This is a genomic window from Streptomyces sp. SLBN-31 (genome assembly GCF_006715395.1).
Taxonomy (GTDB): Bacteria; Actinomycetota; Actinomycetes; order Streptomycetales; family Streptomycetaceae; genus Streptomyces.
Window position 1 is genome coordinate 18,534 of record NZ_VFNC01000001.1, and the last position, 13,479, is coordinate 32,012.

General features: G+C 71.6%; 10 protein-coding genes and 1 riboswitch. Of the genes, 7 read left to right on the forward strand and 3 right to left on the reverse strand.

The annotated features are described in order from the left end of the window. Window positions 1-151 precede the first annotated feature (151 nt). Complete coding sequence (gene recQ, locus FBY22_RS00085; protein ID WP_142141856.1) at window positions 152-2,131, forward strand: DNA helicase RecQ; 1,980 nt, start codon at window positions 152-154, stop codon at window positions 2,129-2,131. 251 nt (window positions 2,132-2,382) lie between these two features. On the opposite strand, the gene FBY22_RS00095 is transcribed toward recQ, so the two are convergent. Together FBY22_RS00095 and fahA are read right to left on the reverse strand one after the other, a co-directional pair. Beyond that, a complete protein-coding gene (locus tag FBY22_RS00095) occupies window positions 2,383-3,324 on the reverse strand; it encodes a M56 family metallopeptidase (RefSeq protein ID WP_142141858.1) in 942 nt (313 codons plus the stop codon). Window positions 3,325-3,539: 215 nt separating this feature from the next. After that, window positions 3,540-4,760, reverse strand: a complete 1,221-nt coding sequence (gene fahA / locus FBY22_RS00100; RefSeq protein ID WP_142141859.1) for a fumarylacetoacetase — start codon at window positions 4,758-4,760, stop codon at window positions 3,540-3,542. A gap of 240 nt (window positions 4,761-5,000) precedes the next feature. On the opposite strand from fahA, the gene FBY22_RS00105 reads away from it, so the two are divergent. From FBY22_RS00105 to FBY22_RS00115, 3 genes are all read left to right on the forward strand, one after another. Beyond that, the gene (locus FBY22_RS00105; protein ID WP_142141860.1) at window positions 5,001-6,248 is read left to right on the forward strand and encodes an ATP-grasp domain-containing protein; all 1,248 of its coding nucleotides are present in this window, start codon (window positions 5,001-5,003) and stop codon (window positions 6,246-6,248) included. Window positions 6,249-6,313: 65 nt separating this feature from the next. Further along, a complete protein-coding gene (locus tag FBY22_RS00110; RefSeq protein WP_142141861.1) occupies window positions 6,314-7,516 on the forward strand; it encodes an FAD-dependent oxidoreductase in 1,203 nt (400 codons plus the stop codon). A 176-nt stretch (window positions 7,517-7,692) separates the two neighbouring features. Continuing rightward, complete coding sequence (locus FBY22_RS00115; RefSeq protein WP_142141862.1) at window positions 7,693-8,505, forward strand: HAD family hydrolase; 813 nt, start codon at window positions 7,693-7,695, stop codon at window positions 8,503-8,505. A gap of 28 nt (window positions 8,506-8,533) precedes the next feature. On the opposite strand, the gene FBY22_RS00120 is transcribed toward FBY22_RS00115, so the two are convergent. Beyond that, on the reverse strand, window positions 8,534-9,016 hold the full coding sequence (locus tag FBY22_RS00120) for a transglycosylase SLT domain-containing protein (protein ID WP_142141863.1): 483 nt from the start codon (window positions 9,014-9,016) through the stop codon (window positions 8,534-8,536). 5 nt (window positions 9,017-9,021) lie between these two features. Then, a riboswitch (cyclic di-AMP (ydaO/yuaA leader) is annotated at window positions 9,022-9,200 on the reverse strand. 620 nt (window positions 9,201-9,820) lie between these two features. Here FBY22_RS00120 and FBY22_RS00125 point away from each other — a divergent pair. From FBY22_RS00125 to FBY22_RS00135, 3 genes are all read left to right on the forward strand, one after another. Further along, entirely contained in the window at window positions 9,821-10,831 is a 1,011-nt protein-coding gene (locus FBY22_RS00125; RefSeq protein WP_142141864.1) for a polyprenyl synthetase family protein, read from the forward strand. Between the two features lie 168 nt (window positions 10,832-10,999). After that, window positions 11,000-11,953 carry a CHRD domain-containing protein gene (locus tag FBY22_RS00130; protein ID WP_142141865.1) on the forward strand — a complete coding sequence of 318 codons (954 nt, stop codon included), beginning with the start codon at window positions 11,000-11,002 and terminating at the stop codon, window positions 11,951-11,953. Window positions 11,954-12,235: 282 nt separating this feature from the next. Next, entirely contained in the window at window positions 12,236-13,450 is a 1,215-nt protein-coding gene (locus tag FBY22_RS00135) for a sigma-E factor regulatory protein RseB domain-containing protein (protein WP_142141866.1), read from the forward strand. Window positions 13,451-13,479 lie beyond the last annotated feature (29 nt).

A 13,479-nucleotide genomic window follows, 5' to 3' on the forward strand; every position in this document is an offset into this window, starting at 1 on the left:
CCGGTACGGCGGTGTCACGCGACGCGGGCCATTGGGCTGAGCGCCGATCGCCCGGCGCCGGCCTGTGGACAACTCCGGCGCTGTCAGTCCGGGCCCCTATCGTGGAGGCAGTGGTCGAGGGACGACGCACGGGGGACGAGCGATGCACGGGATGGGCGGGACGGTTGTGACGACCGAGGCACACACGCCTGTGGCACACGGCGACAGCGAGGCACTGGCCACGCTCCACCGCGTCTTCGGGTACGACAGCTTCCGCGGCGAGCAGGAAGCGGTCATCGAGCACGTGGTGGCGGGCGGCGACGCCGTCGTCCTCATGCCCACCGGCGGCGGCAAGTCGCTGTGCTACCAGATTCCGTCCCTGGTCAGACCCGGCACGGGAATCGTGGTCTCCCCGCTCATCGCGCTGATGCAGGACCAGGTCGACGCGCTCCGGGCGCTGGGCGTGCGCGCCGGGTTCATGAACTCCACGCAGGACTTCGACGAGCGGCGGGTGGTCGAGGCCGAATTCCTGGCCGGCGAACTCGATCTGCTCTACCTCGCCCCCGAGCGGCTGCGGCTGGACGCCACCCTGGACCTGCTCTCCCGCGGCAAGATCGCCCTCTTCGCGATCGACGAGGCCCACTGCGTCTCCCAGTGGGGCCACGACTTCCGCCCGGACTATCTCGCCCTGTCCCTGCTCGGCGAGCGCTGGCCGGACGTACCGCGCGTCGCGCTCACGGCGACGGCCACCCGCGCCACGCACGAGGAGCTCACCCAGCGGCTGCACATGCCGACCGCCCGGCACTTCGTGGCCAGCTTCGACCGGCCCAACATCCAGTACCGGATCGTGCCGAAGGCCGACCCGAAGAAGCAGCTGCTGGCGTTCCTGCGCGAGGAGCACGCCGGCGACGCGGGCATCGTGTACTGCCTCTCCCGCAAGTCGGTGGAGGCGACGGCGGAGTTCCTGACCCGCAACGGCATCGAGGCGGTGCCCTACCACGCGGGCCTGGACGCGGGCACCCGCGCGGCGCACCAGTCCAGGTTCCTGCGCGAGGAAGGCCTGGTCGTGGTCGCGACCATCGCCTTCGGAATGGGCATCGACAAGCCGGACGTCCGCTTCGTCGCCCACCTCGACCTGCCCAAGTCGGTCGAGGGCTACTACCAGGAGACGGGCCGCGCCGGACGCGACGGCCTGCCCTCCACGGCCTGGATGGCCTACGGCCTCAACGACGTCATACAGCAGCGCAAGATGATCCAGTCGTCCGAGGGCGACGAGGCGTTCCGCCGCCGGGCCGCCGCCCACCTGGACGCGATGCTGGCGCTGTGCGAGAGCGCCCGGTGCCGGCGCGGCCAGCTCCTCGCCTACTTCGGGCAGGACCCGGATGCGGCGGACTGCGGCAACTGCGACACCTGCCTCACACCGCCCGAGACCTGGGACGGCACGGTCGCCGCGCAGAAGGTGCTGTCCACGGTGGTGCGGCTGCAGCGGGAGCGGGGGCAGAAGTTCGGCGCCGTGCAGATCGTCGACATCCTGCTGGGCAGGCGCACGGCCAAGGTCATCCAGTTCGACCACGACCAGCTCTCCGTGTTCGGCATCGGCGAGGACCTCACCGAGGGCGAGTGGCGCGGTGTCGTAAGGCAGTTGCTCGCGCAGGGGCTGCTCGCGGTCGAGGGCGACTACGGCACGCTCGTGCTCACCGAGGCGAGCGGGTCGGTGCTGCGGCGCGAGCGGGAGGTACCGCTGCGCAAGGAGCCGAAGAAGCCGGTGACCTCACGCTCGGCGTCCTCCGCGAAGGGCTCCAAGGCCAAGGCTGCCGCGGCCGAGCTTCCCGAGGCCCTCCAGCCGGCCTTCGAGGCGCTGCGCGCCTGGCGGGCCGAGCAGGCCAGGGAGCAGGGCGTCCCGGCCTACGTCATCTTCCACGACGCCACGCTCCGGGAGATCGCCACGGCCTGGCCGACCTCCGTGCAACAGCTGGGCGGCATCAGCGGCGTCGGCGAGAAGAAGCTGGTGACGTACGGCGAGGGGGTGCTGGCGGTGCTGGCCTCGCTGGGCGGGGCGCCCGGCGCGGCGCCCGCGGCGGACACCGGTCCGAGCGCCGAGGACGACTGGCCCGAGATGGAGGAGGAGCCGGAGCCGGACGACTGGATGTAGGGGCGGACCGGGCACGCCCGGGGCTGGATCCCGTCGCGCCGCGGGACGGCGGAACTCCGGCGCGCCCGGGGCGGCGGCCGCGAATGCGTTCCTGCCAGCCGAGGTGTGGTCCGCGCTGGGCCTCGCCCTGGTGCGGGGGCTGGTCACAGGGTTCCTCGGCGCGAGACCGGTGCAGCGCCGGGGACCGGCGGAACGGCCCGCCCTGGTCGGCGCAACTCCGGCCCGCCAGGGCGACGGCAGCCCGACGCGGGTCAGGCCAGCGCCGTCAGCCCGGGGCCGAAGACGATCAGCAGCGGCAGCAACGGCACCAGCGCGGCGACGGTCGCCGTGAGCGCCCGGTGGCGGCGGCCCAGCCTGCGCGGCGGCTGCAGCAGCCGGTCCACGCGCTCGCCGAGCAGACGGTGGCTGGAGGAGCAGGACAGTACGCCCCGGTGCTGGTTCAGCTCGATCAGCGCCAGCGCGGTCGTCAGGTGCCCGCACCGCCGTGACGCCGTGTCGTCGGCGGCCAGCTCGACCAGCCGGTGCGTCTGGTCGCAGAAGTGGGCGAACAACGGCACCCGGGGGAAACCCGTGGCCAGCGCCGTCGACAGATGCAGCAGCCAGTCGTGGTGGGCCCGCGCGTGGTCCTGCTCGTGCGTCAGTACGGCGTCTAGTTGGTGGTCGGTCAGCCGGTGCAGGGCGCCCGTCGTGACGACCAGCTGTGCCGGGTTGCCCGGCATCCACCAGGCGTCCGGATACTCGTCCTCCAGCACCAGCAGCGGACCGCGCGCCACCGCCTCCAGTCCGGCGGGCAGCTCCGGCGCCCGCTCGCGCAGATGCGCCCGGGTCACGCCGCGCCGCCGCCGCGCCTCGACGAACTCGCGGGTGAGCATCGCGGTGCTCCAGGCGGCCCCGCAGGCCAGCAGCAGGGTGAGGGCGGCTGCCCAGACGGGCGCGGCGGACAGGTCGTACGCCGCGGTCACCGCCGGCGGCGCGGGCGCGAAGAGCTGGGCGCGCACCGTGCCGAAGACGGCGGCCGCGCCCAGCGTCAGCGCCGTCAGGCAGCACAGCAGGACCGTGGCGACCAGGCACTGCCACACCCACAGGGCGACGACGGGCTCCCGCTCGGGCCAGGCCGCCCGCACCAGGGCGCGCGGCACCGGCACGGCGGCCGTCAGGGCGACGACGGTCAGCAGGAGCAGGCAGTAGGTCATGCCGCGGGCTCCGGTTCCTGATCGAAGGAAAGGGGCGAGGGCGGGGCGGCCGGCGCAGGGCCCGTCTGTCCGGTGGGCCCGGCGCACGAGTCGCCCGCCGCCAGTATGACGGCGAAGGGGGCGGGAGTCAGGAGACGCGGAAGACCCACTACGTCACGTGCATCCCCGGTCACGCGGCAACGACCGCCGGCCGGCTCCCTGCCCTCAACTCCCGCTCACCCCGCGACGATCCGCCCAGAGACCTCGCCGAGCCCCACCCGGACCCCGCTCGGCCCCGGCGCCCACGCCGAGAGCGTCACCACGTCCCCGTCCTCCAGGAACGTCCGCTTGCCCTCCGGAAGTTCCAGCGGGTCCCGTCCGTTCCAGGTCAGTTCCAGCAGGGACCCGCGCTGCCCGGCCTCCGGGCCGCTGACCGTGCCCGAGCCGTACAGGTCGCCGGTGCGCAGCGAGGCGCCGTTGACCGTCATCTGGGCCAGCTGCTGGGCGGCCGTCCAGTACATGGTGGAGAAGGGCGGCTCGGAGACGACGTGCCCGTTGACGGCGACGGAGATCCGCAGGTCGTATCCGCTGGGCTCCACCGCCGTACCGGAGGAGCCGGTGTCGTCGAGGTACGGCAGCAGCGCGTGCGTGCGCTCCGGCGGTGCCACGCGCGCGTGGTCGAGCGCGTCAAGGGGCGTGACCCACGCCGACACCGACGTGGCGAACGACTTGCCGAGGAACGGGCCGAGGGGGACGTACTCCCAGGCCTGGATGTCCCGCGCCGACCAGTCGTTGAGCAGGCACAGCCCGAAGACGTGCTCGGGGAACTCCGTGAGTCCAACGGACGTTCCCATGGCGGAGGGCACGCCCACCACGAAGCCCACCTCCGCCTCGATGTCGAGGCGGACCGACGGCCCGAAGACCGGCTCGGCGTCCCCCGGAGCCTTCCGCTGGCCGGAGGGCCGCACGACATCGGTGCCCGAGACGACCACCGTCCCCGACCGTCCGTGGTACCCGATCGGCAGGTGCTTCCAGTTCGGCGTCAGTGAGTCCGCCGCGTCCGGGCGGAAGATCTGGCCGACGTTCCGCGCGTGGTGCTCCGAGGAGTAGAAGTCGACGTAGTCCGCGACCTCGAAGGGGAGGTGGAGCGTCACCGACGACAGCGGGTGGAAGTGCTCGGCGATCGTCTCCCGGTGCACCGTCACCCACGCCGTCAGCGCACGGCGTACGTCCGACCAGGTGGTGCGCCCGGCGGACAGGAGCGCGTTCAGGGTCGGTTGCGCGAGCAGGGGCGCGTACGGCGAGCCGAGCGCCCGGGCGGCCGCGCCCGCGTCCAGGACATGGTCGCCGAGCCGGACGCCGACGGTCCGCTCGCCGTCGGCCGCGAGCGAGAACACGCCGTAGGGGAGGTTGTGCGGGCCGAAGGGGTCGCCCTCGGGGACATCGAAGGGGGGCATGGGGTGCTGCCTCACTCTCACCTGTGTCACGAGCCAAGAACCGCACACCGACGTGCGGTCGCGCCACACGTTACGGCCGAGTCGCCCGCCCTGGGCAGTGTCTAAAGAGTTTGCAATGTCCGAATTGGCCTTGTCGGAGCCCCCAATTCCGGCTTAGCGTCCTTTGGGGGACACGGACGGGGTGGGTCCGGTCCGTAGGGGGGACACGTGGGGGGACCCGTGGCCAGGAGCACGAGCAGTGTGCCTTTCGAGGCCGACCGCGCCGTGCCGGGCCTGATCGTCAAGTTCGGCGACTACCCGCTGCACCACGGCGGAGTGGGCGCGATCCGCAGCCTGGGGCGCCTCGGCGTGCCCATGTACGCGATCACCGAGGACCCCTACACGCCCGCCGCCTCCTCACGCTATCTGAAGAAGTCCTTCGTCTGGCCGACCACCGGCACGGAGGACCCCGCCCACCTGGTCGAAGGCCTGCTGCGGATCGGGCGCCGCATCGGCCGCCCCGCCGTCCTCCTCCCCACCGACGAGGAGGCCGCCGTCCTGATCGCGGAACACCAGGACGTGCTCGCGGGCCGCTTCCTCTTCCCGCGCGTGGACCCGGCCCTGCCACGCCGTCTCGCCAGCAAACAGGGCCTGCACGAACTGTGCGTGGAACACGGCATCGCGAGCCCGACGACCGCGTTCCCGCAGTCCTACGACGACATCGTCGCCTTCGCCGAGAAGGCCCGCTTCCCGGTGGTGGCCAAGAACCGCGAGGCGTTCCTGCGGCGCACCCGGCCGGCGGTCAACGGCACGACGAGGATCGCCACCCGGGAGGGCCTGCTGCGCCTGGCCCGCGACTGGGGCCAGCGCCCCGGCGTGATCCTGCAGGAGTACCTGCCCAGGGAGGACGCCGAGGACTGGATCGTGCACGCCTACTTCGACCGGAACTCCACACCGCTCGCCATGTTCACGGGTGTGAAGGTCCGCTCCTGGCCCCCGCACGCGGGCATGACGGCGAACGCGTACGTCGTCGACAACCCGGAACTCGCCGACATCGCCGCGCGTTTCATCAAAGAGATCGGCTTCAGCGGCGTCATCGACCTCGACCTGCGCTTCGACCGGCGCGACGGACAGTACAAGCTCCTCGACTTCAACCCCCGCATGGGCGCCCAGTTCCGGCTCTTCGAGAACGAGTCGGCGGTGGACGTCGTACGCGCCATGCACCTCGATCTGACCGGACGCCCCGTCCCGGAGGGGGAACAGCGGGCCGGCCACCGGTACATCGTGGAGAACATCGACCTGCCCGCCCTGCTCGCCTACCGCCGCAGCGGCTACACGACGCCGCACGCACCGGCGCGCGCGAGCGGGACGGAGCTGGCCTGGCTCGCGGGTGACGACCCGCTGCCGTTCCTCACGATGCTCGCGCGCTTCGTGCGGCCGGGCGCGAAGCACCTGTATCAGCTGTGGCGGACCAACCGCCGCGGCGGCACCACCAGTTCGAGCAGCTAGCCAGCGCGCCGGCTGTCCGAACCGGACACGAAGTGACGAAAGTGAACGTCCTGGGGAGGGACTTCGTGACTCAACCGGTTGCAGTCATCGGCGCCGGGCCCTTCGGCCTGTCGACCGCCGCCCATCTGCGCGCCCGGGGCATCCCGGTGCGCGTGTTCGGCGAGCCCATGGTCAGCTGGCGCGACCACATGCCCGCCGGAATGCTCCTGAAGTCGACGCCGGCCGCCTCCAGCTTCGACGCCCCGCAGCAGGGCCACACCCTTGCCGACTACTGCGAGGCCGCCGGCATCAGGCGGCTGGTGACGGACGAGGACATCATCCCCGTCGAGACCTTCATCGCCTACGGCGAGTGGTTCCAGCAGAAGCTGGTGCCCGAGCTGGAGCGGGTGCGGGTGGTCTCGGTGGACCGGCGCGACGGAGGCGGCTTCGAACTGAAGCTGGACTCGGGCGAGTTGTTCACCGCCCGCGCGGTCGTCGTGGCGACCGGGCTGTCCGGCCTGTCCTACCTGCCTGCGGAACTCGCCACGGCCGCCGCGGACGGCCCGGCCCCCACCGGCCCGGTCTCCCACAGTTCACAGCACCACGACCTCACGCGCTACTCCGGCAAGGACCTGATCGTCGTCGGCGCGGGCCAGTCCGCGCTGGAGACGGCGGCGCTGGCGGCCGAGGCGGGCGCGCAGGTACGGGTGGTCTCCCGCGGGCGCGGCAAGGTCGACTTCGGCGCACCGCCCTGGAAGCAGCCGAGGCTGCGCCCCGAGTCGCCCTTCGGCCGCGCCTGGTCCCTGTGGGCGTTCAGCTACTACCCGCAGCCCTACCGCTATCTGCCCGCCCGGACCCGCCACTACCTGGTCCGCAGCGTCCTCGGCCCGCTCGGAGCCTGGTGGCTGCGCGACCGCTTCGAGGGCAAGGTGCAGGTCAGCGAGGTCGAGCAGATCGTGCGCACGGAGGCGGACGGTGGCGGCCCGGTGCTGACGGTCCGCACGCTCGACGGCCGGACGGACACGCTGGCCGCCGACCACGTCATCGCGGCGACCGGCTACCGGGTGGACATCGCGGCCATGGACTTCCTCGGCCACGAACTGCGCACCCGTCTCGCCGTCAGCCGCGGCGCGCCCAGGCTGGGCGCCGGATACGTGTCCTCGGTACCGGGCCTGTACTTCACCGGCCTGCCGGCCGCGGCCTCGTACGGGCCGGTGATGCGGTTCGTGTGCGGTACGGAGTTCGCCTCGCCGCGGCTCGCCAAGCACCTTGCGGCGGCGCACGGTTGAGAGCGTGACGGACACGGTCGAAGGGGTCCGGCGCTGGCCGGGCCCCATGGCCCACGGTCACGGGAGGTGATCAAAATCCGGGGCCGGTACGGGAGTTGACGGTGTGACGCCGGTGAACGGGGCGGTCGTCCGGTTCGAGATGAGTCGGCGGTGCGTCCTGTCCGTATTCTCTGATCATGGCCGCACCCACCGCATATGCACTCATCGCCACCGACCTGGACGGCACCCTTCTGCGAGGCGACGACACGCTCTCCGACCGGTCTCTCGCCGCCCTCGCGCGCGTGGCGGAGTCCGGCGCCCGGCACCTCGTGGTGACCGGCCGCCCCGCCCCCAGGGTGCGGCCGCTCCTGGACGACCTGGGCAGCACGGGGCTCGCGGTGTGCGGGCAGGGCGCGCAGGTGTACGACGTCGGCGCGGACCGTCTGCTGTGGTCCGTCACGCTGGACCGGGAGCTGGCCGAGACGGCCCTCGGCAAGATCGAGGCCGAGGTGGGCGAGGTGTACGCGGCCGTCGACCAGGACGGCGTCGACGGGCTCACGCTCATCGAGCCCGGGTACCTGATGCCGCACCCGACCCTGCCCGCCGTACGCGTCGGCCGGCGCGACGACCTGTGGTGCGAGCCGATCAGCAAGGTGCTGCTGCGCCATCCCGACCTGTCCGACGACGAGTTGGCGGCGACGGCGCGGTCGGTGGTCGGTTCCCTGGCCACCGTCACCATGTCGGGGCCCGGGACCGTCGAACTCCAGCCATGCGGCATCACCAAGGCGACGGGCCTGGCGCTGGCCGCCGAACACCTCGGCCTGGGACCGCGGCAGACCCTCGCGTTCGGGGACATGCCCAACGACATCCCGATGTTCGACTGGGCCGCCCGGGGCATCGCCATGGCCAACGCCCATCCCGAACTGAAGGCGGTGGCCGACGAGGTCACCCTGTCGAACGAGGACGACGGCATCGCCGTCGTCCTCGAGCGGTTGTTCGCGCAGGCCTAGGCCCTGACGGACCTTCGGCTGTGCCGGCCTAGTAGGCGCCGTAGACGTTGTCGATGGAGCCGTAGCGCTGGTACGCGTAGTTGCAGGCGGCGGTGATGTTGGCGACCGGGTCGTAGGGGTCGTACGACGTGCCCGCGACGTGGTAGGCGGCGAACGTCGGGTCGATCACCTGCAGCAGGCCCTTGGAGGGGGTGCCGGCCAGGGCGTTGGAGTCCCAGTTGTTGATGGCGTAGGGGTTGCCCGAGGACTCGCGGATGACGTTGCGGTAGATGCCGTCGTAGGTGCCGGGGATGCCGTGCTGGGCCATGACCTGCAGGGACGCCCGGATCCAGCCGTCGAGGTTGTTGCTGTAGCCGAGCGAGGACGCGGTGACGACGCTGTCGGTCGCCGCGGAGGCGCTGGTCGCGCCGATGACCGGAAGGGCGAGCACGGCGGCGCCCGTTCCGACGACGGCGAGCTTGCGGACCAGGCGGGAGCGCTTGGTGAGGCGGTGGCGAGCGGTTGCGGGCATGGCGGGTTTCCTCTCCGTCGCCTGCGAGGTGAGCTGTCGGGTTCGGGCGGGAGTTGCCCGGCCGCGCCGCCCTACGGCGGCACGACTTCACCCCAAGCCGGTGAGGGCGTCCTTGGACGCCCGTCCGGCGGCTTACCTGGTTCCCCCGCTCCTGCCGTGCGTGTGAGTTGGTCGATGGTGGAGAACGGGCGGCGGCAGGATTAGGCGTCCGCCCGGCACGGCGGGAACGTATGCGAGAGCACATGTCCGGAACAAGTGGCGGAGTCACACATCGGGCCGCTTGACCTCGGTGTGGGGGCTTTGGGGTGCTTGATCCTTTGCGCTTGCCAAGCTTCAACTGGCTTTTCCGGGAAGGCGGATCGGCCGAATTCGCCCGGAATGTGGATCTTGGCGTCGCGTGAGCCAAGTCACGGGTGTCGACAAGCGCGTCAAATCGGGCAATGAGCCCAACTCATAGTCAATGGGCGGCTGATGGGAAGCTGCTCGCTCCGGGTTCCCTCTCGCTCCGGATGGCTCCGGTGCGTGTGTCGCGCGGGTCGCGCACCGGCCCCGGGTGGCCGCCATGTCCATGCCGTCCGGCCGGGCGTGCCGGAAGGGCAGTGCACTCGCGGGGCAAGTCAGGAAAAATGCATTGTTATGAGGTGATCAGAAACATACCGGGCGTGATCCCATACCGCCCCTGCTGGACGGGCGGGCGGCATGGGTGATCGAAAGGCGACCGGATACGCTGACTTGAGTGATGGCAGCGACCTATCGACAAACCGCGTAACCAGCCAGTAGACACCAGCAGACAGGAGACCCCTCGTGACCGTCGTCGGGCCGTTCGGGCTGAGCGTGCGGGACCAGGCTCTGGAAGCCGATGTCCAGGCCGGATTGGTGGCCGTCGAGGAGGGCCTGCTCGAAGCCACCAAGAGTGAGGTCCCCTTCATCACGGAGGCCGCCCAGCACCTGGTGAGGGCTGGTGGAAAGCGCTTCCGTCCCCTGCTGGTGATGCTCGCCGCCCAGTTCGGCGACCCGTACGCGCCCGGCGTGGTGCCGTCGGCCGTGGTGGTGGAGCTGACCCACCTCGCGACCCTCTACCACGACGACGTCATGGACGAGGCGGCCGTGCGCCGCGGGGTCGACAGCGCGAACACCCGCTGGGGCAACTCGGTGGCGGTCCTGACCGGCGACTTCCTGTTCGCGCGCGCCTCCCACATCCTGGCCGACCTCGGTCCGGAGGCGGTGCGGGTGCAGGCCGAGGCGTTCGAGCGGCTGGTCACCGGGCAGATCCTGGAGACGGCGGGGCCGCAGGACGGCCGGGACCCGGTCGAGCACTACCTGGACGTGCTCAGCGGCAAGACGGGGTCGCTGGTGGCCGTGTCGTGCCGGTTCGGCGCGATGATGTCGGGTGCCGACGAGACGGTCGTCGACGTGCTGACCCAGTACGGGGAGCGGCTGGGCGTCGCCTTCCAGCTCGCCGACGACGTCCTGGACATCGCCTCCGACTCGCACGAGTCGGGCAAGACCCCCGGCACGGACCTGCGGGAGGGCATCCCGACGCTGCCTGTGCTGCGGCTGCGCGAGCGGGCGAAGCGGCTCGGGCTGGCCGAGGACCTCGCGCTGTGCGAGCTGCTGGACTCCGACCTGAGCGACGACGACCGGCACGCCCGGGCGCTGGCCGGGCTGCGGGCGCACCCCGCGCTGGAGCAGGCGCGCCGGGACACCGTGCGGTACGCGGAGGACGCCCGGTCGGCGCTGGCTCCGCTGAAGGAGTGCGACGCCAAGGTGGCGCTCATGGAGATGTGCGACGCCGTGGTGCACCGGGCGGGTTGATTCCCTCCCGGAGTGAGCTGATCTCCTCCCGCTGGCCCCGTCATCGGGGCCATTCGGTGTGACGTACGTCATATGGGTGGGCTGAGCCCCGCCTGCACTCCCGCCGTACGCATGGCCAGAAGGCCGGCGCAGGCGGTGCCGGCCGGTCTGCGGGGAGAAAACAGAATCATGCGCGTTCACGCGACGTTGTCGAAGCGCGGCAAGAGCCTGATCACGACCGCTGTCACGGTGGCCGCCCTCGGTGGCGTCGCCGCCGGGGCGACCCCCGCCTCCGCCGCCGGAGGCGACGACGGCACCGGCACGGGGGTGACCCTCCTCGCCACCAGTCTGCGCGGCGCCAACGAGGTGCCCGTACCGGGCGGCCCGGCCGTGGGGGACAAGGACGGCGCCGCTCTCGAGTTCATCGAGATCGACGGTGACCGGGTGTCCGTCGCCGTCACCTGGCGCGGCACCGGCAGGCCGACCGCGCTCCACATCCACCAGGGCGCCAAGGGCACCAACGGGGACGTGAAGATCGAATTCAGCGGGCTGCTGAAGCACAGCAGGCGGCACAGCGTCACCGGCACCGTGAAGGTGGAGGACCCGGCGCTGCTCGACGCGCTGAAGAACGACCCCGGTTCGTTCTACGCCAACCTGCACACCGCCGAGTTCCCCGGTGGAGCCGTCCGCGGCCGCCTCCACCGACTCACCGTCGCCGCCTTCGACTTCCGCGACGCCCTCGACAACTTCCGCGCCTCGGTGATCAAGGGCCGGCAGATCTACGAGTGCAAGCCCACCGACGCCGGCGGCCACGCCTACGCCCAACGCGACGTCAACGCCCTGCTCGAAAGCGGCATCCGCCACTCCTTCGTGGCACCCAACTCCGGTACGCCGCAGTGGGTCGCGCCCGACGGCAGCGCCGTCACCGGGGCCGTCCTGTCCAAGACACCGAACGGCGACGGCAACATCCCCGAACTCGACCTCAAGGCCACCGGGTCCGGCAGCCGGCACGGCCTGCTCGCCGGCACCACGGAGATCCTGCGGCTCAACACCGTCGGCGGCGTCGCCCCGTCCGGTTCCTGCGAACCCGGCACCGTCGTGGGCGTGCCGTACCGGGCCGACTACGTCTTCCTGCAGGGCTGACGCGGACGTTCCCGCAGAGCCGACACGAAGCCGACGCCGACCGCGTCCGGGCGGTGCCCTCCCGTGCCACGACCCCTACGGGTCGGGGGAGGCGCCGCCCGCTCGTGTCATACCCCAGGAGTACACACAGTTGCCTCCGCGGTCTGACGCTTCCTCCCGGCCGATTTGGTCAACTGGAAACCACGGAAAACACCACTCCTCACCGATTCGGGTGAGAATGGCGGCTACGGGGTGGATGCACGGGAGTTGGAAGCCGCCGCCGACGACGGAGGTAGCGCACAGATGGCACCGTACGAATCCGACGACAGCACGAGCGCCGACGAGGCCGACGACCTGCGCGCCGGACGGCGCAAGGCCGCCCGGTACGTCGTCCCGGTCGCGGTGGTGGGGGTGGCCGCTGCGACCATCGGGCTCGTCCCCGCGCTCGCGGACTCGGGCGACCCGAACCTGCCGAAGATCAGCGCACAGCAGCTCATCGAGAAGATCGCCAAGTCGGACGTGCAGCAGATGTCCGGCACGGTGAAGATCAGCACCGACCTCGGTCTGCCCGACCTCGGCGGGCTGGAGTCCAGCCTGACCTCCGGCGCGGCCGGCGGGTCCGGTGACGGTTCGTCCGCCGACCCCTCCGCCAAGCTCACCGAACTCGCCACGGGCACGCACACCGTGCGCGTCGCGGCCGACGGCCCGGACCGGCAGAAGCTGTCCCTGCTGGAGAACGCCGCGGAGTACAGCCTCATCCACAACGGCAAGGACGTCTGGGGCTACGACAGCCGGTCCAACTCGGTCTACCACTCCACCGCGCAGGACAGCGCCGGCGCGCGGAAGAAGCAGGAGCAGGCGCCCGCGACCCCGGATCAGCTCGCCAAGGACGCCCTCAAGGCGGTCGACGACACCACCTCCGTCTCCGTCCAGGGCACCGCGCAGGTCGCGGGCCGGGACGCGTACCGGCTGGTCATCAAGCCCAAGGACGCCGGTTCGACGGTCGGTCAGATCACCGTCGCCGTCGACTCCAAGACCGGTCTGCCGCTGAAGTTCACGCTGACCCCGGCGAGCGGCGGCGCCGCCGTGATCGACGCCGGCTTCACCCAGATCAGCTTCGCCAGGCCCGCCGCCTCGACCTTCGACTTCAAGACGCCCAAGGGCGCGAAGGTCACCGAGGACAAGAGCCACGACGACGGCGCCCCGAAGGGCGGCGGCAGGCACGGCACGCCCGGCAAGGACCTCGGCGAGGGCCCCGACGGGATGAACGTCATCGGCGAGGGCTGGGACTCCATCGCCACCTTCGACACCGGCGGCAAGGGCGTCCCGTCCGGCTCCGAGGTCGGCGGCCAGTTCGGCGGATTCCTCGACTCGCTCGGCGACAAGGTCAGCGGAAAGTTCGGCTCGGGCACGGTCTTCAAGACCCGCCTGATCAACGCCCTGATCACCGACGACGGCAAGGTCTACGTCGGCGCGGTCGACAAGGACGCGCTGGTGAAGGCCGCGAACGCGGGCTGATCGGGGAAAGACCGGTCCACGAGCACGAA

Coding starts and splice junctions, on each gene's coding strand:
- recQ (WP_142141856.1), top strand. CDS start 152: ATGGGCGGGACGGTTGTGACGACCGAGGCACACACGCCTGTGGCACAC.
- FBY22_RS00095 (WP_142141858.1), bottom strand. CDS start 3,324: ATGACCTACTGCCTGCTCCTGCTGACCGTCGTCGCCCTGACGGCCGCC.
- fahA (WP_142141859.1), bottom strand. CDS start 4,760: ATGCCCCCCTTCGATGTCCCCGAGGGCGACCCCTTCGGCCCGCACAAC.
- FBY22_RS00115 (WP_142141862.1), top strand. CDS start 7,693: ATGGCCGCACCCACCGCATATGCACTCATCGCCACCGACCTGGACGGC.
- FBY22_RS00120 (WP_142141863.1), bottom strand. CDS start 9,016: ATGCCCGCAACCGCTCGCCACCGCCTCACCAAGCGCTCCCGCCTGGTC.
- FBY22_RS00130 (WP_142141865.1), top strand. CDS start 11,000: ATGCGCGTTCACGCGACGTTGTCGAAGCGCGGCAAGAGCCTGATCACG.
- FBY22_RS00135 (WP_142141866.1), top strand. CDS start 12,236: ATGGCACCGTACGAATCCGACGACAGCACGAGCGCCGACGAGGCCGAC.